The organism is Exiguobacterium acetylicum (assembly GCF_022170825.1).
Taxonomy (GTDB): Bacteria; Bacillota; Bacilli; order Exiguobacteriales; family Exiguobacteriaceae; genus Exiguobacterium_A; species Exiguobacterium_A acetylicum_B.
In genome coordinates this window covers 1,342,158-1,367,335 of sequence record NZ_CP081878.1, presented here as the reverse complement: position 1 = coordinate 1,367,335, position 25,178 = coordinate 1,342,158, and the positions used below count along the sequence as shown (strand labels likewise).

The 25,178-nt window shown below is 45.9% G+C and carries 27 protein-coding genes, 1 pseudogene and 1 other annotated feature; of the genes and pseudogenes, 8 read left to right on the top strand and 20 right to left on the bottom strand.

Annotation, left to right across the window (positions count from 1 at the left end; translation table 11 throughout):
• Positions 1 to 45: 45 nt before the first annotated feature.
• On the bottom strand, positions 46 to 720 hold the full coding sequence (locus K6T22_RS07025) for a 5'-methylthioadenosine/S-adenosylhomocysteine nucleosidase family protein (RefSeq protein ID WP_238239658.1): 675 nt from the start codon (positions 718 to 720) through the stop codon (positions 46 to 48).
• Between the two features lie 258 nt (positions 721 to 978).
• Between K6T22_RS07025 and K6T22_RS07020 the strand changes: the two genes are divergently transcribed.
• A complete protein-coding gene (locus tag K6T22_RS07020) occupies positions 979 to 1,848 on the top strand; it encodes a helix-turn-helix transcriptional regulator (protein ID WP_238239657.1) in 870 nt (289 codons plus the stop codon).
• Between the two features lie 74 nt (positions 1,849 to 1,922).
• Here the strand turns inward: K6T22_RS07020 and K6T22_RS07015 are convergent, their stop codons facing one another.
• Positions 1,923 to 2,720: an ankyrin repeat domain-containing protein gene (locus tag K6T22_RS07015; protein ID WP_238239656.1), complete on the bottom strand. Its 798-nt coding sequence runs from the start codon at positions 2,718 to 2,720 to the stop codon at positions 1,923 to 1,925.
• Positions 2,721 to 2,920: 200 nt separating this feature from the next.
• Between K6T22_RS07015 and K6T22_RS07010 the strand changes: the two genes are divergently transcribed.
• Positions 2,921 to 3,919 carry a hypothetical protein gene (locus K6T22_RS07010; protein WP_238239655.1) on the top strand — a complete coding sequence of 333 codons (999 nt, stop codon included), beginning with the start codon at positions 2,921 to 2,923 and terminating at the stop codon, positions 3,917 to 3,919.
• A gap of 79 nt (positions 3,920 to 3,998) precedes the next feature.
• On the opposite strand, the gene K6T22_RS07005 is transcribed toward K6T22_RS07010, so the two are convergent.
• From K6T22_RS07005 to K6T22_RS06995, 3 genes are all read right to left on the bottom strand, one after another.
• Complete coding sequence (locus tag K6T22_RS07005; RefSeq protein ID WP_238239654.1) at positions 3,999 to 4,274, bottom strand: hypothetical protein; 276 nt, start codon at positions 4,272 to 4,274, stop codon at positions 3,999 to 4,001.
• A 93-nt stretch (positions 4,275 to 4,367) separates the two neighbouring features.
• Positions 4,368 to 5,234 carry a UTP--glucose-1-phosphate uridylyltransferase GalU gene (gene galU / locus K6T22_RS07000; protein ID WP_238239652.1) on the bottom strand — a complete coding sequence of 289 codons (867 nt, stop codon included), beginning with the start codon at positions 5,232 to 5,234 and terminating at the stop codon, positions 4,368 to 4,370.
• Positions 5,235 to 5,268: 34 nt separating this feature from the next.
• Positions 5,269 to 6,765 (bottom strand): glycosyltransferase, encoded by a 1,497-nt coding sequence (locus K6T22_RS06995; protein ID WP_238239650.1) that lies wholly within the window; start codon positions 6,763 to 6,765, stop codon positions 5,269 to 5,271.
• Between the two features lie 336 nt (positions 6,766 to 7,101).
• Here K6T22_RS06995 and K6T22_RS06990 point away from each other — a divergent pair, with 336 nt between their 5' ends.
• The gene (locus K6T22_RS06990) at positions 7,102 to 9,045 is read left to right on the top strand and encodes a CDP-glycerol glycerophosphotransferase family protein (protein WP_238239648.1); all 1,944 of its coding nucleotides are present in this window, start codon (positions 7,102 to 7,104) and stop codon (positions 9,043 to 9,045) included.
• Positions 9,046 to 9,091: 46 nt separating this feature from the next.
• On the opposite strand, the gene K6T22_RS06985 is transcribed toward K6T22_RS06990, so the two are convergent.
• The 8 genes and pseudogenes from K6T22_RS06985 to K6T22_RS06950 all read right to left on the bottom strand — a co-directional run bounded on the left by K6T22_RS06985 (position 9,092) and on the right by K6T22_RS06950 (position 14,690).
• Positions 9,092 to 9,724 (bottom strand): DUF3108 domain-containing protein, encoded by a 633-nt coding sequence (locus K6T22_RS06985; protein ID WP_238239647.1) that lies wholly within the window; start codon positions 9,722 to 9,724, stop codon positions 9,092 to 9,094.
• A 14-nt stretch (positions 9,725 to 9,738) separates the two neighbouring features.
• Entirely contained in the window at positions 9,739 to 10,326 is a 588-nt protein-coding gene (locus K6T22_RS06980; RefSeq protein ID WP_238239645.1) for an AAA family ATPase, read from the bottom strand.
• A gap of 30 nt (positions 10,327 to 10,356) precedes the next feature.
• Positions 10,357 to 11,148 (bottom strand): annotated as a pseudogene (locus K6T22_RS06975) (aminoglycoside phosphotransferase family protein); the annotation flags it as partial.
• Between the two features lie 16 nt (positions 11,149 to 11,164).
• Positions 11,165 to 12,130 (bottom strand): LacI family DNA-binding transcriptional regulator, encoded by a 966-nt coding sequence (locus K6T22_RS06970; protein WP_238239642.1) that lies wholly within the window; start codon positions 12,128 to 12,130, stop codon positions 11,165 to 11,167.
• Positions 12,105 to 12,953: a Cof-type HAD-IIB family hydrolase gene (locus K6T22_RS06965; protein WP_238239641.1), complete on the bottom strand. Its 849-nt coding sequence runs from the start codon at positions 12,951 to 12,953 to the stop codon at positions 12,105 to 12,107. The genes K6T22_RS06970 and K6T22_RS06965 overlap by 26 nt, the downstream gene beginning before the upstream one ends.
• 113 nt (positions 12,954 to 13,066) lie before the next feature.
• The gene (locus tag K6T22_RS06960) at positions 13,067 to 13,543 is read right to left on the bottom strand and encodes an NUDIX hydrolase (protein WP_238239640.1); all 477 of its coding nucleotides are present in this window, start codon (positions 13,541 to 13,543) and stop codon (positions 13,067 to 13,069) included.
• A 19-nt stretch (positions 13,544 to 13,562) separates the two neighbouring features.
• Positions 13,563 to 13,973, bottom strand: a complete 411-nt coding sequence (locus K6T22_RS06955; RefSeq protein ID WP_238239639.1) for a hypothetical protein — start codon at positions 13,971 to 13,973, stop codon at positions 13,563 to 13,565.
• Between the two features lie 30 nt (positions 13,974 to 14,003).
• Complete coding sequence (locus K6T22_RS06950) at positions 14,004 to 14,690, bottom strand: glyoxalase (protein WP_238239638.1); 687 nt, start codon at positions 14,688 to 14,690, stop codon at positions 14,004 to 14,006.
• A 132-nt stretch (positions 14,691 to 14,822) separates the two neighbouring features.
• On the opposite strand from K6T22_RS06950, the gene K6T22_RS06945 reads away from it, so the two are divergent.
• Both K6T22_RS06945 and K6T22_RS06940 read left to right on the top strand, forming a co-directional pair.
• Positions 14,823 to 15,479 (top strand): hypothetical protein, encoded by a 657-nt coding sequence (locus K6T22_RS06945; RefSeq protein ID WP_238239637.1) that lies wholly within the window; start codon positions 14,823 to 14,825, stop codon positions 15,477 to 15,479.
• 59 nt (positions 15,480 to 15,538) lie between these two features.
• Complete coding sequence (locus tag K6T22_RS06940) at positions 15,539 to 15,775, top strand: hypothetical protein (RefSeq protein ID WP_238239636.1); 237 nt, start codon at positions 15,539 to 15,541, stop codon at positions 15,773 to 15,775.
• Here the strand turns inward: K6T22_RS06940 and K6T22_RS06935 are convergent.
• From K6T22_RS06935 to ileS, 3 genes are read right to left on the bottom strand one after another with little or no spacing between them, the layout of a single operon-like run.
• Positions 15,769 to 16,245 (bottom strand): GNAT family N-acetyltransferase, encoded by a 477-nt coding sequence (locus K6T22_RS06935; RefSeq protein ID WP_238239635.1) that lies wholly within the window; start codon positions 16,243 to 16,245, stop codon positions 15,769 to 15,771. The two genes, K6T22_RS06940 and K6T22_RS06935, sit on opposite strands and share 7 nt — an antisense overlap.
• 16 nt (positions 16,246 to 16,261) lie before the next feature.
• Positions 16,262 to 16,747 (bottom strand): SMI1/KNR4 family protein, encoded by a 486-nt coding sequence (locus K6T22_RS06930; RefSeq protein ID WP_238239634.1) that lies wholly within the window; start codon positions 16,745 to 16,747, stop codon positions 16,262 to 16,264.
• A 10-nt stretch (positions 16,748 to 16,757) separates the two neighbouring features.
• On the bottom strand, positions 16,758 to 19,841 hold the full coding sequence (ileS, locus tag K6T22_RS06925) for an isoleucine--tRNA ligase (protein WP_238239632.1): 3,084 nt from the start codon (positions 19,839 to 19,841) through the stop codon (positions 16,758 to 16,760).
• 56 nt (positions 19,842 to 19,897) lie between these two features.
• Positions 19,898 to 20,143: a binding site (T-box leader), on the bottom strand.
• An 85-nt stretch (positions 20,144 to 20,228) separates the two neighbouring features.
• On the opposite strand from ileS, the gene K6T22_RS06920 reads away from it, so the two are divergent.
• Positions 20,229 to 20,777 carry a GNAT family N-acetyltransferase gene (locus K6T22_RS06920; RefSeq protein WP_238239631.1) on the top strand — a complete coding sequence of 183 codons (549 nt, stop codon included), beginning with the start codon at positions 20,229 to 20,231 and terminating at the stop codon, positions 20,775 to 20,777.
• Positions 20,778 to 20,781: 4 nt separating this feature from the next.
• Here the strand turns inward: K6T22_RS06920 and K6T22_RS06915 are convergent, their stop codons facing one another.
• The 4 genes from K6T22_RS06915 to K6T22_RS06900 all read right to left on the bottom strand — a co-directional run bounded on the left by K6T22_RS06915 (position 20,782) and on the right by K6T22_RS06900 (position 22,294).
• A complete protein-coding gene (locus K6T22_RS06915) occupies positions 20,782 to 21,201 on the bottom strand; it encodes a hypothetical protein (RefSeq protein ID WP_238239629.1) in 420 nt (139 codons plus the stop codon).
• Positions 21,202 to 21,343: 142 nt separating this feature from the next.
• Positions 21,344 to 21,730, bottom strand: coding sequence for a hypothetical protein (locus K6T22_RS06910; RefSeq protein ID WP_238239628.1), 387 nt, complete (start codon positions 21,728 to 21,730; stop codon positions 21,344 to 21,346).
• Positions 21,723 to 21,938 carry a helix-turn-helix transcriptional regulator gene (locus tag K6T22_RS06905; RefSeq protein WP_337927122.1) on the bottom strand — a complete coding sequence of 72 codons (216 nt, stop codon included), beginning with the start codon at positions 21,936 to 21,938 and terminating at the stop codon, positions 21,723 to 21,725. The genes K6T22_RS06910 and K6T22_RS06905 overlap by 8 nt, the downstream gene beginning before the upstream one ends.
• Before the next feature lie 131 nt (positions 21,939 to 22,069).
• The gene (locus K6T22_RS06900) at positions 22,070 to 22,294 is read right to left on the bottom strand and encodes a DUF2188 domain-containing protein (protein WP_029341445.1); all 225 of its coding nucleotides are present in this window, start codon (positions 22,292 to 22,294) and stop codon (positions 22,070 to 22,072) included.
• 146 nt (positions 22,295 to 22,440) lie between these two features.
• Here K6T22_RS06900 and K6T22_RS06895 point away from each other — a divergent pair, with 146 nt between their 5' ends.
• Both K6T22_RS06895 and K6T22_RS06890 read left to right on the top strand, forming a co-directional pair.
• A complete protein-coding gene (locus K6T22_RS06895; protein ID WP_238239626.1) occupies positions 22,441 to 22,911 on the top strand; it encodes a DUF2975 domain-containing protein in 471 nt (156 codons plus the stop codon).
• A gap of 486 nt (positions 22,912 to 23,397) precedes the next feature.
• Complete coding sequence (locus K6T22_RS06890; RefSeq protein WP_238239625.1) at positions 23,398 to 25,143, top strand: methyl-accepting chemotaxis protein; 1,746 nt, start codon at positions 23,398 to 23,400, stop codon at positions 25,141 to 25,143.
• Positions 25,144 to 25,178 lie beyond the last annotated feature (35 nt).

Genomic DNA, 25,178 nt, shown 5'->3' with positions numbered 1-25,178 from the left:
ACAAGAAACTTGGAAAATATGTAAAAGAAGTGTGGAGATTACGAATTACGTTAGAAACTGATGCAAATAGTCGTCAAAAATCCGTTGCATGACTTTTGGCGTATTTTCGATATAAATCCGCATCTGCTCGAGGTTTGCCTCGACGGCGTCTTCTTCCTTCTCTTCGGTCGGAAAATCGGAGATGCCTTTGATGATGATACATTCAACTGCGTTTTTCTGACAGATGTAAGCAATAGCCCCTGCTTCCGTATCGGCAATCGTCAGGCCGTTATCTCGCAACTCAACGTAATCTCGCCACATGACGACGGCACGGTCTGCCGTTCCGATTGTTCCGAGATGAAAGTCATTGCCGTACTTTGACACGTCAAGATCGACGACGAACGAAGGTTTGATGAGTGGTTCGATTTCCTTGACCGTGCAATCATATTGAACAGCTCGATTCGGAACGATGATGTCCAGTACATCATGTCGTGGATCGATCCCGGCACACGTTCCGGCGACGATGATCTTCGTCAATGGAAAACGGAGGATCATATATTGATTTGCACCAATCCCATTCACTTTTCGAACCCCTGTGCTGTAAAACAGAAGTGATTTTCCATTCATTTCTCGCGTGAAGTATTCACCATATGGATAAGCGATTCGCTCTTCCGACGAAACACGAAAATACGCGAGTGTCGCGTCAAACTCCCATGTGGTGGCGATGCTGATTCCGATCATGTCGTATTCCTCCCTTAAGTTCTTCTACCCAATGTATGTTTTATTTTACGATAATTTATTCTGTTTTAAACTGGTTTTTCCCAGAAGATAGCAATTATTATCAAAAAAGGTTTCCAACTCGGGTCTATAATAAAGAGGTAAACAAAACAGAAAAGGAGTCCTGCCGATGATTCTCGATTTATTGACGTCCATTGTAGCCGAAATATTGCATAGTCTGATGTACTCATCTTCTACGAAGCGCTCGGAATTACCTGAACGATGACTGCCATTGATGTCATCCTCAAAGATATCGAAGCGCATCTATTCGATGAATGGTTACTCGAACAACTCGCAGAGCGCCATCACTACTCCACGTTTCATTTCGGACGACTTTTCAAACGACAAATCGGTCAGACGCTCGGGGAATATGTCCGTTTACGCCGTTTGTCAGTCAGCGCCACTCTTTTAAGAGATGGTGTCGACTTGCTCGAAGTTGCATTGATGTGCGGGTATCAATCGCAAGAAGCATATACGCGGGCGTTCAAAGGGTTATATCATTTACCTCCACGAAAATATGTAAAGTTGATGGAACTCATGACGAATAAGGAGATGGTGCAAATGGAAGAACAGCATGTTGAAGGTTGGTTTTTAAGCGGCAGTCATGCCGGATCCTATACACTTAGCATCGATTCAGACATCGTCCATCAAGGACGGAGCTCCGGAAAAATCAGATGCACAACTGACACGGAAGAAGCGGGGATGTTCGGTACGATGATGCAAAGCATACAAGCGACCACCTATCGAGAGAAACGAATCATGGTCGCAGGCTTTTTGCGAACGGAAGCAGTCGGTCAAGCAGCCATCTGGTTCCGTGTCGATGACATCCACGGCGATCCGTTACAGTTCGATAACATGACGAATCGTGGATTGACCGGTGATCAAGACTGGACGTATTGTGCCTGCGTCCTTGACGTTCCCCTTGAAGCAGCATCACTTCACTTCGGTGTATTACTTGAAGGACCCGGTACGGTTTGGGCGGATTCGTTCACCTGTCACGAAGTTCAATTGTCCACTCCATCCACGAATCAATTACATCAGGAGGTTCTCCCGTTACATCCGACCAATCTATCGTTCGAAATGACGATATGATACCAAGACGAAAAAATCCAACGAAGATGGACCATCCCTCGGTCTTCTGCGTTGGATCTTTTTTTCACTTCATATCATGACATCGCATCAATCTCTTTTTGTCGCAAAATCTCAGCAATCTGATGGTGTTCATTCTCAAGTGCCGCGTCCCGCGCCGTTCGTCCGTCTGCGTTTCGATGAAGTGAATCAGCTCCGTAAGAAAGTAATATCCGAACAACGCGTTCATAGCCGTAAGCACTCGCTAAAGCGAGCACTGCCGTATCACCATCCGCGACATTTTCTGCCTCGATGTCTGCCCCTGCCTGTAAGAGAACCTTCACGGCTTTTGGACGATTATTCCCGACTGCCAGGTACAGCGGTGTGAAACCATCTAATCCAACAGCATCAACCTCTGCTCCCGCTTCGAGTAACAGTTTGACTTTTTTCGCCTTACCTTCTTGCGCTGCGTAGTGTAGCGGTGTCACACCTTCCCCGTCATCGGTCCGTTGATGTAACAACTCCACATTTTGCGCTAGTTTCCGTAAGACTTTTTTATTACCGGATCGTCCTGCTACTAAATGAAGCGCTGAGAAGCCGTACTCATTTAAATCAAGATGGGCTCCCCGCTTGATCAACAGCAACGCGATGTCCGTCTTTTGATCATACAGTGCAATATGCAGCGGTGACATCCCGTCTTGATTCGGAAGGTTCACATCCGCCCCGTGGTCGAGCAACAATTCGACGATCCGCAAGTATCCTTCCTGAATTGCCCAATGAAGTGCCGCAAACCCTTCTTCATCGAGTTCATTCAGATCATCACCGCGTTCGATGCACCGCATTACCTGTTTCCGTTTCCCCAAAAAAGCCGCATCTTGAATGGATCGCTTCGTCATGTCTGTTCGCCCCTTACCTGTTCCGTCGTTGTCTTTCTTATTTTACATCAAGAACATCGAGAAATGCGCGAAAACGACTTTGAATATCAGCTGTCTATTGTAGCAAGTTTGGTTCGTCCATCATTACATATATTTATTTTAAGGTAATCAATAGAATAAGATGTAAAATAAAAGAAAATCTATTAAAGGAGCTACTTTTCATGATCATGAAGAACAAGCTGATTCGTCTCACTCTAGTTGCCTCTGCCGTTACGATGCTTTACGGTTTTTCAAATGATTCCACGGCGCATGACGCAGAATTCAAAGTAATCTCTACGAGTTATTCGAAACCCTTTACGTCCATTCAAGTTTTTAAAAATTTTAAAATGGTCGAGACGAAACAATACAACATTTCAGGAGTAACCAAAATCAGTGACGGTTTGATTTTTGATATGTATGGAGATACGTTGATTGATTTGAAATCAAAGGATAAATCCGTACATAAGACTGAGGTAAATCCACTAAACATCAAGAGAGTCAATGATGGACTCGTTTCATTAAACAACTCGAATTTAAATGAGTTTTCGATTACCAAATATACGACTAATTACAAAAAGAGCCAAGGTACGAAACGGTTCGTAGGTCATGCGAGGGATTTCATAATCGACCAAAGTAACATCTATGTCTTGGCAAATGTCTACGGTGAGACAAGTCGGGACGTTACGCTTTATACGATTGACCGGAAAAGTTTAAAAGTAAAGAGTGTAAAAATCATCCCGCAACTTACTTTTGGATTCTACTTTAAAAAGATTGATCAGCAGATCAAGATTTACGGAAACCTGACGGAAGAAAACGAAGAGTTAGCAATCAGTACGTATAACATCAAGACGAAGTCTAGTGAATTGACTCTCACAGTACCCGAAAGTGTGATGTGGGTCAGTAAAACAAAGCAAATCTCAAATCAGAAAGAGCTTCTATTAAATGTGTATTCTTTACTCGAAGTCGATTATAAGACGAAACAGGTGAAGCGAGCTTATGCTTCCAAAAATGCGTTGATTGATTTTCGATATCACGACCTAAACCGATGCTATTACGTCCTAGAAGGAGATTTTGAGCGAAAAGTATATACCGTCACTATACTCAATCAGAAGATGAAGAAGATCAAAAGTTCCATCATCACACCACCGCCACATACGTTCCCCGTTAAACTTTCACTGTAAGCAATACTTTTTTTGAATTCGCAACAATACATCTCACACAAAAAAGACCACCAACAACAGGTGGTCTTTCGTGTATCTCTTACTTTTCACTCGACTTATCCTGCATGAAGCGCTCCATTAATAGCACGAAAACGACCGCTGTTAGGACGCCAAGCACGCCTGGTATCACCGAAACGACTGGATCGCTGAAAAAGGCGGTCGGGATGAGTTCTGACATGACCCACTTCACACCATTCAAGATCGTTAGCGCTAGGAGTAAGATTAGAAAAATTGTTTTCTTTTTTACACCGGCGAAGAATTGTCGTTCTGACTTTTGGTCATTCTTTAAACCAAGCCACGTTAACACATGTAGCACCTCTCTTCTCATTTCTACTACGTTTCGACTAGACAGGTGGGTTTCATGATTTACAAAAAACCACCCTGAAGTTTTTCAGAGTGGTTCACCTTTTTAGATGTCTAATGATTTAATGAATGCTTTCAGTTCATCTTTCATTTCCGCATCTTTCAACGCATATTCAATCGTTGTCTTGACGAAACCTAGTTTCTCTCCGACATCATAGCGGTTCCCTTCAAAGTCATACGCAAAGACTTGACTATCGGCATTCAAGCGCTCAATCGCATCTGTCAATTGGATTTCGCCGCCTGCACCTTCTTCTTGATTTGCTAGATAATCAAAGATATCCGGTGTCAGCACGTAACGCCCCATGATGGCGAGGTTCGATGGTGCCGTTCCTGGAGCCGGTTTTTCGACGAATTTCTTTACGTCATACAGTCGCTCGTTCTTTGATTTCGGATCGATGATGCCGTAACGATGCGTATCTTCCGGACGGACTTCTTGTACACCGATGACCGATTTTTCCGTCTGTTCGTAGACGTCCATCAATTGTTTAATTGCCGGATCGTCCGACTCGACGATATCATCTCCGAGTAAGACCGCGAACGGTTCGTTGCCGATGAATTGTTTCGCTGTCAGGATCGCATGCCCGAGACCTTTTTGTTCCTTTTGGCGAACGTAAAAGATATTCGCGAGGTTCGTTGAGAATTGCACTTTCTCGAGTAATTCCGTTTTTCCGGAATTTTCGAGTGTAATCTCAAGTTCTTTCTGATTATCGAAATGATCCTCGATTGCTCGTTTATGTTTACCGGTGACGATGATGATATCTTCGATTCCGGCTTTCGCTGCTTCTTCAACGATATACTGAATCGTCGGTTTATCGAGAATCGGTAACATCTCTTTTGGCATGGCTTTGGTCGCAGGTAAGAAACGTGTCCCGAGTCCTGCTGCTGGAATAATGGCTTTTGTGATTTTTTTCATATCGTTCATCCTCTTCATCGTTCAAGTAGTAGATTTAGTTCTTTAACTCTTCAAGTAACCGTCCATAATTCTTTACCGCTGTTTCAAGATATAGAGATGGTTTCGTCTCGACCTTCTCAAGCGGTTGTTCGACGAGTCGAACCATCGCTTCAGCGAACGCTTCCATATCGTTAGCCGGAACAAGGTATCCGTTCTCCCCGTGAGCGATGATTTCGCGTGGTCCGTATTTGACGTCATAAGAGATAACCGGGCAACCGACATTGATACTTTCCATGACCGTCAATCCGAATCCTTCAAATTCACTCGTTAACAACGAGGCCTTTGATTCACGGAAGACTTCTGCCGGATTCGACGTGAATCCATGGATTTCGATATCATCTTGTAGGCCGAGCTCTTTGATTAAGCTTTCCATCATCGCGAGTTGTCCTTGCTCATCCATTCCATAGAGGACAAGTTTTGTCGCGTGACCTGACTGTTTAAAGATCGCATAACTCTTGATCAAATGATCCATCTGTTTTTGCAGACCGAATCGACCGATGAAACAGAATTGATCTTTGACTTGTTCCCGCCGCTGTACTTGCTCTGGCACGATGAAGTGCGGAATGATTGAGATTTTCTCTTCTGGAATGTTGTACCGATCCAAGATATCTTCTTTTTGATGGTTCGTCAGACTGATGAAACGGGTCACCTTCTCGGACTCCGAGAACATCGTCGCGTACGAACCTTTAACGGTCGAACCATCTAAGTGCGAGTTATGAATGACCATGACACGTTTGACATTCGCTTTGATATTCAGAATCGAGCGATCAAGCAAACGCGCATCGACGAATAAGACATCGCCATCCTTAAATAGACGATTGAAGTAGTACTCAAATAAGTCTTTCTCTTTTTTAAAAGCTTTATACATTCTGCCGTTCCGGTATAACTGAATCAAGACGAGCTTCGGACGAGCCATTTCATTGTAGAACTTCTTACAATAAACATTGCCTTCCGAATCGTACAGTTCTTCCATCATTTTTCCGTGATGGACAGGAGAGTAGATTGTTTTCCGGTGCAATTGACCGTAGACGTTATATTCCCAGCGCTCAACTTTTTTAGGAGAGGCATTCGTCATGAAGTCTTCGAACTCGACGACTTGCGTTCCTGGATAAAATCGACGGTACAGGACATACTCATCCTCATCATCATAATAGCGGACAGCGTCACTGCCTTTTTTCTCAACGCTTTTCAATCCTTCGATTTCACGCGCCGTTTCTTTAATGATCGGCTTATTTCGAAAACGAGTTGTCGGAATACTTAACAGTTTGTAATCAGACAGCCAATCGTAAATATTTTCGAACTGGACCATCGGACCAACCTTCTCTTCCGTTCGGAACAGCTCGTAGACTTCCATATAGTTTGCATTGTAGTTCGTCGTAACGATCGTCGATCCAGCACCGAGTTCTTTTTCCATAAGCGCAATCCGACTCAACAACGATTTCGTTCTGCCACCATGTTTCGGCGGTAATGTCGATGTAACCGTATACAGCATCTGTAATTACTCTCCTTCAACCTTTAAGATTGATCCCTGTTTTTTTATATGAGGTCAACCTCTGTATATAACCATTTTTATTTCTTTTTAAACCTATTCTTATACAAATCGTCATAATCAATACAATTTCTATTTATCCCCTTTTTGACGAACAAAGTCAATTGGTTTTGCATAATATCCAATCATTGTCACACTTCTGCAACTAGTGGTCGTCGCAAAGCGATTTAATTGGTTTAGATTCAGACTACATCTTTGCAGAAAACGGAAGATATTGTATGGTGTAGGATATAGTTTAAAAACTGAATGAATCAAAGTGAGAAGGGAAACCGTGCACCAATGAAAATCACATGTCAGGATCACACATTTTTAATTGAGAACCTACCGCAACAAACATTATTTTTAGCCATCAATGAACAACCGATACCTGTGCAACAAACAGAAACAGGCTTCTCGCTATCCATCGATACATTACTCGATGTCTTGAAAAAAAAGAATCATCCCGTCAAATTCGTTGATGCGACAGGAACAGCCATCTCGTTCAAACATCTTTCCGAGCCACTCGACATCGCACCGAACTGTTACATCAAACAAGGAAAACATACGTATTTCATCTTCATCGACCAAGAGGATGAGCTCAGTCTAATCTATAACAAAAAACCGTCCATCATGCATTTCTTCGATCACGATATCCGGTTTGAGGGCTTGACTCGACACAACGAGTCGCTTCTCTTAAAGTTCTCGTTTCACTCGAAGTACTTCGAAGTCAAGCAGCCGAGTTGCTTCATTAAAATCAGACATCAAGAAGAAAAAGTTGCACTTCCAATCGAACGCTTCAACGTCACGCCGGTCGATGCTCGTCGCTTCAAGACAGAGGTCGAGGCAGTGATCGAAAAAGAGCTCGTCGATCAGTTGCTCGGTACCCGGTACGATTACGATGCGTTCAATGCGAACATTTATGACCTCATGTTCGGGTTTACGATTCGTGAGATGCCGATATCTGGTTTCACACCACGGATACGCCACTTCAAGAATCATCCGGAACTCTTAAACGATGAACACTGGTTACCGTTTGATGATCGTTACGATGTATTGGTCCGTCCCTACTCGACCGTATCGGAACGGCTCGCAATGCGTTTGATTCCCGTGCCTGTCGAAACGGTCGATTATTACGCAAATCCCCGACCGTTACTCGGAATGGATCCGACGAAAAAGACGATCGTTTGTTATGAATATCCGGATAAAGCACAAGATAACGGAATGATTTTCTTTAAATATCTCGTCGATACCTACCGGAAACAGTTCAACATCTATTACATCATCAGTCGGACGAGTCCGGACCTGAAAAAACTTGCCGGATATGAGAATCACATCGTTTTCTACAAATCTCCGGAAAACATCGAAGTCGTCGAAGCAGCAGATATTTTGTGCCACACGCACGCCTCTAGTTATGCGTTACCATTTGCTACATATAAAACGGAAGCGTTGATCCGAACGAAACAAAAACTCTTCTTACAACATGGCGTCATCGGCTCAAAAGATGTCAGTCATATATACGGTAAGAAGATGCCGCACCCTTTTACCGATCTATTCGTCGTCTCCTCGGAACGAGAGAAGCAGCTCATTGCGCGTGATTACGGGTTTCATCCCGACGAAATCATCGTGACAGGACTTGCCCGATTTGATCAATTGATCAACGAGCGCTCGCGCTGGCTCAAGCGGTACAAGAATCGAAAGAACATTTTAATCATGCCGACTTGGCGACCTACACTCGATACGCATCCAGACGAACAATTCATGGAAAGTGAGTATTATCAGGAGTTTCAAGCCTTGATTACGGATGAACGGTTGAGAGAACTCGTTACGGAACAGCAATATGAAGTATCCTTCTATCTCCACCGTAACTTTCAAAAATTCAGTCATCTGTTCCACTCAGACTTCGTCAATGTCATCGCTCAGGATGCCTATACGGTCAAAGAATTACTCGAGAATCATCACGTTTTGATTACGGACTACTCGAGTGTCGGCCTTGATTTCTCCTTGATGCACAAAAAAGTCGTCTACTATCGCCCATCCACTTTGATTGGAGAAGATAATGCTGGTGAAGCAACCGATCTGTTACCCGGAGACATTATCGAATCACGGGAAGCCTTAATCGAATCGTTGCGCGAATCGAAGATGCCAAAACGCTTTAAACGTCAACTCAGTCATATTTATGCGTTTGATGATAAGAATGCGAGTAAGCGGATTTTCGAAGCGATGCAGCACCATTTTCAGTTGTAATGCACAAAGGAGCAACGAGACGGCAGACCGTTTCATTGCTCCTTTTTCATCGTCGAAATTCCAACGAAACCCCGTCCGCGATTTGTGAGGACTGCTTTAACAGTTCACGTTTCACTGGATCAATCCAGTAGTACTGAACTCGTTCACCAAACGTGACTTGAACATGAAGTGTCTGTACGTGTTCCCCTGATTCGGTCGTCAATAGATCGTGCTGCAAAGGCTGAACCTGAATCGACACTTCAAGTCCTGAAACGGCACTAAAGCCGTTGAACGAGTGCGTCGAACCGATCGTCCAAGGTAATGTCCGTAGCAACAATTCGATTGAAAACAGATCAACAGACTCGGTCGGAATCGGCAGGATAGACGGCTCACCGTCTCGTGTGATTACGACTTCATCTCTCCCATACGATGCATGTACGGTTTGAACACCCGCTTGGTACTCGACGAATTCGAGTGGCGCATAGTCTTCTGCATCGATCGTCAGGCGAATCGTTCGATTGCCGATTTTATCCGATATCAACTCTTGTTCCCGTACGAGGATTGTTCGATTTGTCGCTTCCTCCAATTGAATCGTTTCGTAAGTTCGTCCGATACGGACTGCTTCTCCGTTTTCAATCCAATAGACCTGTTTTTCGTCTTTCCCATCGATCCGTGGATGAGTTATACCCTTTAATGTCATGTCTTGCTCTCCTTTCATAACACTCCGGTAGAAGACAGCTGATGAAGCGCTGCTTCTCGGACTTGCTCAATCGTTTTTTCCCTCGTATCAATCATATGTACCGGAAACTGTTCATACCATTTTTCTTCGAGCACCCAAAGTGGTTGATGTTGTGCAAAGGAATGGCGAGACCTTGTCTGATCGGCGTCACGTCGTTCTTGTAAAAGATTAGTCGGCGCTTGTAAATAAAGAATCTGGTCGGACCGGCACGATCTTAATGCCTCGAGTTCCACCTGCAAGCGTGACGCGATGTCCCAGTCGTGACCGTATACTTGTGGATAATGCAACGTATAGAATTCAAGATCTTCCGGACCACGATCGAGTAAAATGACGCCTTCAGGAAAATGTCGAAAACGATCGAGTTCTGCTTGAATGAACAAGCGTTGATTTTCGACAAATCCATCCTCGGTTTGGATGTCTAACTCGAGTTCCCGTCGTTTTTGAACAATCGGATACGGATTTTCATAATAGACATGAAGGTCAGGATAAGTAGCCTCCAACGCTCGTACGAGCGTCGTTTTTCCGGATGCCATGGCACCTTGAATCGAGATGATCGTTCTCATGAAATGACGTTCCTCCTAGCTATTCTTACGTTACGTATAAAAAAAATAGGCACTGATATTTGGATGATGCACAAGTTCATGTAACTGATTCCGCTCTGCATCCGTCACTTGCTCAAGCGTCCGCAGGATAGCCATCAGTCGTAACCAGTCTGCAAGGTTCGATAGCTGAATTGACGAAACTGCTTGATAGCGGTCGAGGTATTCGCGACAGACATACCGCCGCACCTCATCCGGCACTACTGTTCCACCTGCCGTCCGCAATAAGAGCAATGTACGTGCAACATCGGCAACGGGCGGCCCCATCGTCGCATCATGCCAATCAATGACGACGAACGTTTCATCCGCTGTCACGAGGATGTTCTGAAAATGAAAGTCACCGTGGAGCAATCCTCTATTTTGTGAAACGTCAAGCGTCTCTAATAATTCTTCTGCTTTCGGTTGCAACAGAGGTGATAGGTACCGTATTTTTTGACGGATGACGTCATGCCAATCAGGCGCTAGACGCGACTGTTGCTGATGGATCCGTTGATGTAGCGTCGCAAAAGCATCTAAAAAATCTGTCATTCGTGACGGTTCAAACAGGTCTAATAATTCACTGCCATCGATCCGTTGCATCTCGATGAACGGGGAGTCTTCGAATTCAACGGCGAAGACGTTTGGCGTCGGGATGACCATCTGCTCTAGTTCTTCGAGCATGCGAAATTCCTGAACGATTTGTTGCTTTTTAATCGATGCTTGAAAGTACTTGCGGACTCGAGCGTCAGAGATTGTTATCACGGTAGCGGTAGCACCTGCTTTTGCGTTAGTCATCAATATATACCTCCCATCGCTTGTTTCGTTATGTCGTTTGTCGAATCATCAAAAATGGTTCCAGTAAAGAAAAAGTACCTTCACTATGCTTCAGCGCTTCATTCAATAACTGTTCTGCTGCCAGTCTGCCAAGCATGACAACCGGTTGTCGAATCGTCGTTATTTCAAGCGCTCTGGCAATCGGTACATCATCAAATCCCGTAATGGCGATGTCCTCAGGTATTCGAATCCCATGTTGCCGAAATTGATGGATGAGACCTGCTGCGACTTCATCATTCCCGACAATCATTGCGTCTGGTAAGTCTGCCGTTAGAAGTTGACCCGCTAATTCTTGTCCGTCCTCGAAAGAATAGCAGCGATCAGCGTACCACTCATTTTTATGACTAAGAGTAGACGTCTTGAGATATTGATCGAACGTTCCCTGTCTGATTCGTCCGACTCCGCTATCTGGATTTCCAATGCAAAGTCCAACTGTTCTAGCGCCTCGTTCTTCGACATGTTGTAACAACATCGTCATCGCTTTCTCGTGATCCAAATAGATCGACGGCACGATATCCTGATGATCTTCGCAGGCAACGACCGGCCCGAACGAACGCATCGTCTCAAGTAACTGCGGCTGACTGATTGCTCCGATGATCAGCCCGTCAATCCGCTTATCGCGCAGTTGTTGAATACTCGCTTCTTCTCTTACTGGATTGTTTTGCGTTTGGATGACAAGCAGTGTATGATTTTGTTCCGTACAAACCTGACCGATTCCATCAACTAATTGATGAAAAAACGGATGACCCACCCGCGGAACAAGAACTCCGATCGTATGTGTCTTACCTCGTGACAGGTTGATCGCATTTCCGTTCGGACTATAGTGGAGTCGTTCCATCACCTCTAAGATTGTACGCCGTTTCTCTTTTGATACGTGCGGATGACCGTTTAAGACACGAGATACCGTCGACTTCGAGACGCCCGCTTGTTTAGCGATATCCGAGATGTTCGCCATGCTGCTCCTCCTTGTTCCGTTCCCATTGTTCCAAGTTGTTCAATGCCTCAGCCACACCATCCTCATCATGGTAACACGTGACGTATGTCGCTCCTTTTTTGACAGACGCTTCAGCGTTCCCCATCGCGATCGATGTTCCCGCCACTTCGAACATCGGTAAATCATTTTGATTGTCACCGATTGCAACGACGTCCTCGAGTGCAATCCCACATGTTCTCGTGATGTCTTGAACAGCACTCCCTTTCGTTACTCCACTCGCCATGACTTCTAGATTGAATGCACCTGAACGTGTCACAGAACACGACTGCACCTGAAGGAGCTGCTGTTCGAGCTGCGCTAATTGCAATTGATCAGCTGAGACGAACATGAATTTGATGATATCAAGTTGATCGACGGTGATAACGTCGACTGTCTCAACTCCCTGTTGTGTCACTTGTGCTTGAATCGCTTCTTGAAATGCGCTTCCTCCCCCTTGAAGTCCAGCAAGCGAATATCGAGGTAACAAGATTCGATCCTGTAGATAAATATGTATGAATACGTTTGTAGATCGTACGATCTCCCAAATCGTTCGACTACTGGAACGATTCAAAAAGTGCCGCTTGGGATTTACAATCTTGATCTCTGCCCCATTCGCACCAATGACCGGACAATCGAGTCCATGTTGGTCGAGTATTCGTTGCGCATCAAAGGCGGCTCGTCCAGTGACGATGACGACGACATCTCCTTGGTCTTGACGTCTTTTGATCGCTGTCCGATTTGCCTCTGAAATCTGATGTTTCTTGTTCAATAACGTTCCATCTAAATCAATCGCAAACCATCGCATCGCGTTTCCTCCTTTTCGTGTCTCCTTGATGCTACCGTCTGGAACGCGTACCAGCGCAACAAAAAATCTTGAATGAAAGGCTCATTCAAGATTTTCGATTCGTACCAATTGCTTCAGATGGAAACGTGATGCGCTATTGCTTGCTGTTTTTCGACATACTCCATCAAAATTGGCTGTTCCGGTGGATTAAGGTTTTCTGGTAACTGATCCATGGCGAAGAAGCGTAACTCTGCGACTTCTAGTGGATCCCGAACGACTTCTCCTGTATAGGCGGTACAGAGGAAAGCTGAGATGACGTTATAGACCTCGTCTCCGTGCGGATACTTGTAGTAAAAAGCGTCACCGGAATAGACGTTCAACAATTCGAGGTGCTCCGCTTCAAGTCCCGTCTCTTCTTTTAACTCTCGTTTTGCTGTTTCAGCAAGCGTCTCCCCAATCTCAAGCGCGCCACCAGCGAGTCCCCAGCATCCGTTATCTTGCCTCAGTTGCAACAAGACCTCTTGTTTGTCGTTTACGACGATGACGCATGCTCCTGCCATGACGAGTGGTCGTGTCCCGACCAGTTTACGTAATTCTGTGATATATCCCAAAGTATTCAGTCCTTTTCCATTAAATTACCCTTGTTCTCATGCGCATCCGTTTGATCCCTGTCAATAGGAGACACAACAAGATGATGCCTGAAACAAAGAGGACATACGTATGAATCGTAAAGAGCGAACGGAGACCGATCACTGCCGGATTCTGCTGCATCTCAATCCAAGTACTTAACATAATCCCGCTAATCGCAAGTACGATCAGTACTACGACTTGTCGACGTGTCAGCGAGACATACATCAAGACACGCATGCCTTCCCGGACGACGAACGGTAGGAGAACGAGGAGTGCTGCGACTGGTAACACGACCGGGTCACCGCCTTGTTGAATCGGCATCGACCGGGTCAAATAACCAAATAGAAAAAAGAAGCCACACACGAACAACAATAATCCGAACGCGATACTCGCATTTGAGGCTTTGTTCATCCTACTTCCCTCACTTTTCAAAATAGTTGATTACGAAGATACTGCACTTTGGTGCCATACACCATTTGAGTCAAGCCGAACACGGTGTCGCCCATCGAGTTCCATCTCGATTGGACTGACTTTCGCTGTCTTCGGTGAGAACAACCACGTCCGTCCTTCTGGAACGAGCAAGATATGCGTGCCATCCGCGACCGGTCCGAGGAAGTTGAGTGATGCGCCGTTAAGTGGACGTTCGCGACGCTCGAGAACACCGATGTCAGCCAATTGTTCACCAACAGCAAGCACATCTTTCACCGTCAGACTCATCTCACCAATCCCGAGGATATCCGATACATCAAACGTTTGATCTTCTTTCGTCGGATTGATTTGATGCCGCGCAATCAGTTCGAGTACGTTCTCATCTGGATCATAAAAGTAGCAGGAATGCGAGTCCGTGAAGTCAAAATAAATCTCATCCTGTCCGTCTTCAATCAAGAGCGGTGCCCGCGCTTCAAGCCACGCTTTTCCTTCTTGGAAGACATTCTCCGGAATGTTGAACGCCATATGGTATTGCGTATCGACATCATCCGTCTGCCGATACGTCAGTTGATCCGTGCCGATTTGCATCGTAAAGGATTCGTTTGTTTTCGAGACGAGCGGGAACCCGATCTGATCTATGTAAAAGTTTTTCATCGCCTGTAGATGATGTGTTACAAGAGTGGTTTTTGAAATGTTCATGCTATTGACCTTCCTTCACTTACAGTAAAATTTATCAAAAAGCGATATGCTTTATTTTACCACTAATGGTAAAATCATGACGAATGGAAAGTCTGATTTTTCAGATATATTTATGCATGAGAGGATGTTTTGATGAAATTATTAATTGCTCAACCGAAACGCGAGACCGGGCTCGCACAATTTGAACGCGAAATTGCCGCTTATCCTGAAGTCGATCTGATTGTCTATCCGGAAGGATACTGCACGATCGCAGAACTCGATCGTGTGCAACACCTTGCCAAACTGTTCAAGACAGCCGTCGTCCTGGGTTATAAAGATGCGACGAATCTCGATCGAGCCGTCATCATCGATGCGACCGGGACGAGTCTCCTTGATCGCGCGAAGACACCGGAAGCCGGACCTCTTTATACACCATCAACAGTACACGATGGTGCGTTACGTTACGGGTACGTCCTCTGTCGCGAAATCTTCTTAGGAAACGACGGACTACGCGAAGAGTCCGGACTTGATCTCATCTTCAATCCGATCGGTGTCGGTATGTTTAGTGAAGAACAGTATGCCGAGTGGTCTGGTGAAGCGCGTATCATCAGTCAGGCCCAACAAGCACTCATGATCGGGACGAGTCATGCCGATGGTTCGTACCGTAACTGTGGTTTTTCGATTCCGATTGCCTTCATCTATGACGAGACCGGTGAGCCGGTACTGCTGTCTCATAACGATACGCGGACACGCTTGTTTGATACGCTCACGCGACACGTCGAAATCGTCGGAACACCGTCGTTATCGTAAACAAACACACGCTTCTTCCGGTCAGAAGAAGCGTGTCATTCCATTCAGGAGGTGCTCAAATGTCCCAAACAGGTCGTGCGTCATTCTTTTGGAAACGATACTTCTATGTCTTCTTTCCTTTGTTCATCTTCGGAGTCAGTCACGAATCGTACCTGGTCGATAATCCGTTAGCTAACCTTGAGGACATCGGTGAGTTCGTCTTCTTCTTTTGCCTTTATCTGTTTAACTTTGCCGTCCTTGCCGCTCTTTTAACGAATCTATGGTGGTTCTTCCTTCCGACAAAACGAGCTCACTGAGACACAGTTTTTTGATAAGAAACAAGTGTCGCTCGTTCATTGAGCGGTTGACTGACACCGGTCAATCGGTAACCCATCTTCTCATAGAAATAACAATTGCGCGTCTCTTCGCGAATCGTCCGCAGCTCCCATGTCGTTGCAGTCGGATACGCTGCTTCAACGAGCTGTAATGCGCGTTGTGCGATCCCTTCACCTTGACGGGCTGGATCTAAGAACATCGGACTGATCGCGTAGCGACTCGGGGCTTTCGTAACGACACAAATCCCGCCGACGACGACATCGTCGACAATGATTTGATGGAACGTACTGCTTGGATGCGTGATCCGGTGAATGACACGATCAATCGATTCGTTCGCCGGATTCGTCGCATGATCTTGGTATCGTTCGAGCGTCTCTGAAAATGCCTTGAGTTGAATCGTATGAAGGTTTGTAGCGTCTTCACGTGACGCTGTCTTTAATTGAATGTCCAATAACGCTCTCCCTCTCTTAACGGAACCAATCCCAAAATTGTGTACCTTGCGCGACGATTAAGTAATCAAGCCATCGCTCAAATCCGAACGGCATCGCGTCTTCTTCCCACTCCTCGAAAATAAGAAATTCCCCACTCCAGATTCGATTTCCTGCCGGACGATTCATCTCGTAGACGATCCACTCCCCGTCCGGTCCTACGCCGATCGCTAAGAAGTTTTCGGGACATTCCCAAATTTCGCTATACGTCAGGCAATCTTCGATCGAAAAGAGTTCGAATCCATCGTTATACGATAACGTTTCGTGCTGAAAGAGCTTCGCGCCGTTGTGTTGACGTAAGAACGTCTTGTAATCGTCTGTCGTCCAGTCAGGTAACAGCGCGAGCTGTTCGTCCGTTGCTCCGGAATGGAAGATAAAGCGCTCCCGGGCAACATATCCTTCTTCTTTTTGAACCTCTAATAATCCGTCGACGAGTCGACCTTTTAATGCTTCTAATGCAATCATGATCTTCTCCTTAACAATATTCTTTCATCGGTGAGAACGAGACACCGACATCGTGTCCACCTAACTGGATATCCCCTGCTCCCTGTAGCGGTTCTGTTCGCACGGAGGATAAGGCGAGATGTTTGAATAACAAAGGCTCAAACGTCTCGACGATCGGTTGGAACGTCGCATCGACCGACAAGACGAGATCGATTCGTGCGTCACGCGATAAATCATGTGCCTTCCGTTCAGACTTGATATAGCGGACGAGCTCCCGCATCCAGCGTTCCTGCTCCAGAGCTTCCGTGATTCGGGTATCGAGCGTCACGGTAAGTCCACTTTCCGTTGCGGCAGCAAATCCTGTCTTAACGATCGGTTCGACGATGACATCGGTCAGACTTACTTCTACTTCATGTCCAAGTGCTGTCTGATACGATACGCTGCCCGTTTCTAGCAAGTGCATCGTCTCCTGCTCTGGCAGTTGTTGTAACCATTGATGGATCGCATTCGCCTGTTGCGCAAATTTTGCTCCGGCTTCGCGGAAATTCAGTTTAAGGCGGAACTGCGTCGTCTCACCAGTCGTTGATAAGAACTGTACGTCTTTTACATTCAGCTCTTCTTTGATGAGTGCCACATAGTCCGACCACGATAAGGTATCGCTCGATTGGACACTTAGGCTAGCAAGCGGTTGTTTGACCTTTAAGGCATGTGTATTTCGCACTTGTCGTCCTAGCTCAACAACAGTGACGACCTGTGTCATCTCGTATTCCAGAGTAGGTTGGATCAACGTCGAGTCTGCCACCGGATAATCCGCTAAGTGCACGCTCATTCCCGTCAATCGCTTGTAGACATCATCTGCAAGATATGGCGTGAATGGGGCGAGCAATCGTGCTGTCGTCGAAAGTGCGAAATGAAGCGTCGTGTACGCAGCTTGTTTCTCTTCCGACCAGTCAGCTTGCCAGAACCGCTCCCGGGAACGACGGATGTACCAATTGCTGATCTCATCGACGAGTTGCGCGAGACTGCGGGTTGCTTGAGTCAATTGATAATCGTCCATCGCAACCGTCACGTCGTGTGTCGTCTGATGAACACGTGAGAGGAGCCATTCGTCGAGTCGCGTCCGTTTTTGCGGACGTGAGCCATCAAATCCATCTAGCTCAGCATACGTCAGATAAAACTGGACGGCGTGATCCAGTGTATCGACTAGTTTTGATTTCGCTTCCTGGACGATCCGTTCGGTAAACCGTTTCGCACTCCATGGACTACTATCGACGAGTAGTGCCCAGCGCAGACTGTCGGCACCATAAGCATCGATCAAGGCCACCGGATCAAGCGCATTGCCTCGACTCTTCGACATCTTCTGTCCGTTTTCATCGAGGACATGACCGAGTGCGAGGACCCGTTTATAAGCGGATTGTCCGGTAAAGAGCGTTGAGATTGCCTGCAAACTATAGAACCAGCCGCGTGTCTGATCAATCCCTTCGATGACGACATCCGCCGGATACCGGTTAAGCGTCTGCGTCCGCGACGGATAGTGCTGCTGTGCAAACGGCATCGCTCCGCTATCAAACCAGACATCGATCACTTCTGGTGTCCGGTGCATCACTCCTTGACACGTTGGACACGAAACCGCTAATGCGTCAACGTACGGTTTATGCAACTCGACCGATTCTGTCGTTGCTGTCGTCCGGCGTAATAAATCCGCTTTACTTTTCGGAACGAACGTCGTATCACACGTGTCACATTCCCAGACGTTCAGTGGTGTCCCCCAATAGCGATTGCGACTGATATTCCAGTCGACGAGTTGCTCGAGGAACTTCCCGAATCGCCCTTCCTTGACGTGATCGGGATACCACGTCACAGACGCGTTGTTCGCAAGGAGCTGTTCCTTAACAGCCGTCGTCTCGATGAACCAGTTATCTTGTGCGTAATAAAGTAATGGTGCATCGCATCGCCAACAATGCGGATAGCTGTGCGTATAGCGTTCCTTCGCAAATAAACGCCCCCGCTCAGCGAGCAGTTGGATGATGGCGACGTCTGATTCTTTGACCAATCGTCCAGCAAGTGGTGGGACATCCGCCGTGTAACAACCAGCAGCATCGACGACGTTGACGAACGACAGTCCGTTTTCACGGACGACTCGGTAATCCTCTTCCCCGTATGCCGGAGCAAGATGGACAAGTCCGGTTCCGCTTGTCGCTTGGACGAAGGATGCACTGACGACCGTGTGACCGTTCTCGGGTGTCACGAAATCAAACGGTGGTTCATACCGCAAGCCGACGAGTTCCGCACCGAGCTGTTCGGATACGACCTCGACGGATTCTGAGAACAGTTCAGCGACCAACGCTTTTGCGACGACGAAACGTTTTCCTTCAAACGCTACGGTGACGTAGGTCAATTCCGGATGGACGGCAACCGCGACGTTAGCTGGTAGTGTCCATGGTGTCGTCGTCCAAGCGAGTAAATACGTCTCCTCTGTGCCGACGACGGGTAGTTGAACCGTCGCTGACAAGTCCGTCACGTCCTGGTAGCCTTGTGCGACTTCATGCGAACTGAGCGACGTCTGACAGCTCGGACAATAAGGTGACACGCGGTGTCCTTTCGTCAACCAGCCTTTATCATGGATCGTTCCGAGGATATGCCAGACACTCTCGATATAATCATCCTCCATCGTCACGTAAGGATCATCCATGTCGACCCAGTAGCCGAGTTTTTCTGTAAAGGAGCGCCACTGTGTTTCGTAGGAAAAGACGCTTTCCTTACAGCGTGCGATGAATGCTTCGACACCGTATTCTTCGATCGCTTGTTTTCCGGAGATCCCGAGTTGCTTTTCGACACCGAGTTCGACCGGTAGTCCATGTGTATCCCAGCCAGCTTTTCGTTCAACCCTGAACCCTTGCATCGTCTTGTAGCGGGCGACCGCATCTTTGACGGTTCGTCCGAGTGCATGCCCGACGTGCGGTAAGCCGTTCGCGGTCGGCGGTCCTTCGTAAAATACGAATTCCGCTTCCGTGCGTTGTTCAATCGATCGTGCGAAGACCTGGTCTTGCTTCCAGTTGTTTCGAACACGCTCCTCGCGTTGTTGTACGGTTTCTGCTTGGCTTTGTGACGTCATCTCTTGTTCGCTCCTTTGTCGATAACTAAGAGAATACAAAAAAGTCCGCCCCCTTTGACAGGGACGGACTTCACCGCGATACCACCCATATTCCGCCGAGAATACGTGTTCTCGACAGCACTTAGTTGCACACTATCATGTGCATTCCATGTAACGGTGGACACCCGGTCACACTTACTGAATGGTTCAGTGTGACTTCTCAGAGAGGATTTTCATGACTGATCTGGCTCCCGGTTCTCAGCAATCCCGGTTTTCTGTAAGACAGAGGGACAATCACTACTTTTTCTCGTCAACGAAATGATATGCTCTTGTTGTGGAGAATCTTACCATATGCCTTAATTACAACACAACAAATTTTTACATTTTATTGAAAAGGAGTTTTTTTGAATGTTACATACCTTCCCAACGCTTAAAACGAATCGTCTCGTCTTACGTGAAGTGTTAGCAAAAGACGCGGCGAGCGTCTTAGCTTACTTATCGGACGAACAGGTCGTCAAACAGATGGGGCTTGCTCCGTTCCAGTCGGAAGCAGACGCCCTCGAAGAGATTGACTGGTACGCCTCGATTCGTCGTGACGGTACGGGAATCCGTTTTGGGATTTCGTTACCGGAAACGGACGTGATCATCGGGAGCTGCGGTTTCTTGAATCAATCCGAACGCCATCAACGGGCAGAACTCGGATTCGAGTTGAACCCTGCCTATCAGGGACAAGGCATCGCGAAGGAAGCAGCACTTGCGGTCATCGAATACGGCTTTAAGGAACTTTCGCTTAACCGAATCGAAGCACTTGTCTTACCGGCAAACATCGCTTCGCAACGATTACTTGAACGGATTGGTTTTAAGCGTGAAGGATTGCTCCGACAATATGAGAAAACGCGTGATCAGTTTGATGATTTGTATATGTATTCGATACTACGGAGTGACTGGTCTGTCTAAGGTCTTACTTTAGATTCCTGGACTCTAAGTCTTTTATCCGTCGGTAGACTTCTTCTACTTCTGATTGCGCAAACCAGACATCGGGATGCTTTTCAAACATCAACAAACTGATATACCAATCGATGTTATCAGGATCTAGTTCGACTGCTTTTTTTGCATGGAATAAAGCGATTGCGCAAGCTCCCTCGAGATGACAAAGTGGATGTAGCATCAATGAAGACGTCAGATCATGTATCTCACTTGATTCATGGTGTTGTATTAAATAATTCATAAAGGCATATATAGTGAGATTAAATGTCTCAAATCCTACACTAAGAATCATGTCGAATCGCTCTTTTTCCGTTAACTCCAAAAATAGTTTTGCTGCTTTCTCAAAGTCCATCTCAGCAATATATTTTCGCAATCGGTACTCTAACTCTTCCACGACGGTTATCCTCCTCGATTGAAAATCCGCTGTTAAACAGCAACATCTTCCACTAACAAAGACATGTTCTTAATACTTAGAATGTGTCTTTTTATAATGTATTACACTATTCTCCTTGCAGACAATCAACTGTCATTCCTGTTCACCGATAGGATCGTGCTTTCATAAATTCAATGATTGGTAAGATGACTAAAGCAATCGCGAACAAGACGATCAATAAGAGATTTGCTGACCCATGTATCCATTGATCAAGACAGATGAATCCAAAAATCAGGACTATCAGGATTTTGTAACTAACGAGGCCGCTCTCCGTCGTAATCTTTTGACCGAGTTCATCATCTGGTACCGGACGCTCGTCCTCCGTTGTCCGTGCCCACGTGAAATACGAGAAGAACATGATCAACAGGATCGCCAACTGAACGATTGAAAAGAACGTCACGTTATTTTCGATGACCATACTGATGACCGTCAGAATTGCTAATGTCACTAACGTCACTAAAAAAAGAAGCGTTTTTTTCTGTTTAGACATCTGATTCCTCCTGTTCTGCGATAAATAGATGATCGACTTGTGTCCGTAAGACTTTGGCGATATTAAATGCTAATTGCAAAGTCGGATCATACTTGTTGTTTTCAATCGCATTGATCGTTTGTCGACTGACCTGACAGCGGTCAGCCAGTTCTTGTTGCGATAGTTTTGCCGCTAGACGTCGTTCCTTGATGTGGTTTCTCACGTTCATTCCTCCACGACGTGTCAAATTCTTTTTACACCTCTACTGTAATAAACTTCGACCATCATGTCAAAAACTTTTGACATGATGGTCATTAAAAAGACACGCTCTGATGATCAGAACGTGTCATATATGATGGCTCAACCTCGTGGTGGAAATGGATCATGTCCGTAGGAATCTTTTTCTCGAATCTGCCCTTCTTTGTTATGAATGACGAGCTCCGTCTTCTGACTTTTCGCAATCCGACGCCCTTCTGCAATCGCTTCTTTCTGTGTAGCGAATCGCTTGGTCGCTCGAGTCGCACCGGCAGCTTTTACTTGATAGCCACCTTTAGGATGTGGCGTAACATGTTGCTCTCGTTTCATTACGTGACCTCCATTTCCTTCATCTATTTCATCTTCATGACACTATTTTGAAGTGCGGTTGTCTCTTCACTTGAATTTTCTATTAGCTTATCGGGGGATGCAGTATACTAAAAGAAACGTTTGCCGCCTTGAAAGGAGTTGATATCGTGAATCATTTCGTCTGGCAAATCCGGTATTTACGGTTTATCGTCTTCGGTATCATCTTCAGTTTATTCGGTTTAGCTGGTCTTGGTATCCCACTTGTCTGGCATGGTATCATGAATAACTTGTTACTTGAACGACCTGGCTACAGTGTTCTATTGACCGCATACCTCATCTTCATCCCGACTCTATTGATTTTGTTCCATGCGCTCCGCATTCTCCGATATATATCGATGGTTCCTCCGGCTTTTCCGCTCATCACCGCTTCCATTCAATCGATGAAACTGTCGTTTTATATCGTTACAATTCTTACGACATGTCTGTTCCCTGTCTTTTTTTATATTGGTCAAGTGGACGACGCACCCGGTCTAATCATCATTGGTATGGGTTTGATTCTTGCTCCGCTGACAATTGGAACACTACTTGCTTGTATCCAGCAGTTGTTATTACGCTATGTGTTGCCGATGAAATCCTAACGTGAATGATCGAAAAACAAATGTTCATGATTCTATTTTTCATTTTAGCCGTTTCTTTTCCTACCTAACACTTTGTTTAATCTCGTTTCTAAGAGCGAGATTTTTTAGTTTGTGTCACATTGATGGCTATCTTGATGTCCCTGTTTCAACAGGATTTTCGATTGACAACGTAGACACGTCATCACTCGGAAGGTTGTTTTTTTTGTGCTGACCGCGTGTCTTCGTAATTCATTCTCGTGTACATGTCTTGCCTTGATTCGATGATCCACTTCACTTTCCATCTCAATCCCTCTTCCCTCAACTTGTATTTTTTTCTATCTAATATGTGCCCTGAATCATTCTTAATAAATCCTTTTTTTAGAAAAAACAGTTTGTTTTCCAGCAGTGACATAAAAAATATCGTCAAAAGGTCCTGTTTAATATGTATTTTAGCGACCGATAAATGAAATATAGATAGAAAATATGAGTTGAGAGGACTAGTTGATTGTGAAGAATACAACCAAGAACCATTCCATCCGGACGCGCCTTTTAGTAATGATTAGTTTGATTTTGATTGCCTTTTTTATTTTTAGTAGTCTGGCCTTATATTTCAATACGAAGCAAACGGCAGTCTCGACGTTAAAAGCAACCGCAGAAAAGGATGCACTGCGCATCAGCAAGACGTTCGATACAGCGGCTTATAGCGAATTTCTCCAATCGCCTGTCATTTCCGAACAATATGAAACGTTACGAACACAACTCGATACGTTACGTAAGCAAAATGGACTCCTGTATACATACACAGCACGTATCGACCAAAACAAGGTTCGCTTGTTGATCGATGGTTTGCCGAAAGAAGATGCTGCGAAGATTAATGCTCCAGCAAGCGGTGCGACCGTCGCCGATATGAAAGACGTATTAAAGGGTGACACACATACGACGAACGTCATCAATGATCCGATTTATGGACAGTATATTAGCGTTTATGTTCCTTTAAAAGATACGACAGGGAACGTCATCGGGATCCTTGGAACTGATATTGCCGCAAAGGAAGTCGATGCCCTCACAACAGCGTTATTAAAACAAAATGCACCAATCTTCATCGGACTGTTATTACTGCTGTTAACGATCACGCTCGTCTTACTTTACGTCGTGCTCGGTCGGAAATTACGTCCACTTGAGACGTTACAGTCGGTTGCCGCCGCGATTGCCGACGGACGACTCGATCACGCGAAACAGACATTGACCGCTTTACAGATTTCATCGAAAGATGAGATCTATGCGCTTGCGATCTCGATTCGCGATATGAATGAGATGTTACGGACGATGATCGTCGACATCAAACAAACTGCAACTCTCGTCTCAGCGACGAGTCAATCGATTGACCAAAGTACGACGGAAGTCCTCGATGGTTCTCAGCAAATCGCCCATACGATGTCGGAAATCGCGACCGGAACCGAAAGTCAAACACAAGTCACCCTCTCCTTGAATGACGAGATGAATCGATTCGCCCAGTTAATCGAGACGACGAATCGCTCCGGTCACGCGATTCACGGAACGACCGATCAGATGGCTAGCTTAACGCGCATCGGACGGGAGCAGATGTCTGCGTCCGTTGAACAGATGGGTCACATTCACCAACATGTCACACAGTCGGCGGAACAAATCGATTTACTGAAACAACAATCATCAGATATCCAGACGCTCGTCGGGATCATCCGCGGTATTTCCGAGCAGACGAATCTACTTGCACTCAATGCTGCAATCGAAGCCGCTCGGGCTGGCGAACAAGGCAAAGGGTTCGCCGTCGTCGCGACCGAGGTCAAGAACCTTTCGAGCCATGTCGCAAGTAGCGTCAGTGAGATTGCTTCAATCGTCTCGTCAATCGAAGCCAGTGCGCAACAGATGCAGCAGAGCTTCAAGACGACGGTCGAAGCAACGGTAGCTGGCAAACAGATCGTCCTTGATACGGACACGACGTTTGAACAGTTGACGGATCAAGTCACGCATGTCGCAACAGCAACAAAGCAAATGACGCAACAGATGGAAGACGTCTTGCAAGCAGAACGGTTCATTCGTAATGCCTTGACGGAAATCGCCGCTGTTGCTGAAGAACATACCGCAAGTAACGAGGAAGTCGCCGCCGCGTCAGAGCAGATGATCGCAACAATCACGACGTTGCATACGCTCGTCGGTGATTTAAACGAGCGGACCGAACACTTAGAACAAGAAGCTCGTCGCTTCGAGATTTAATCCTTCATTTGTTCTTTTCTAGTTCTCACTCTATA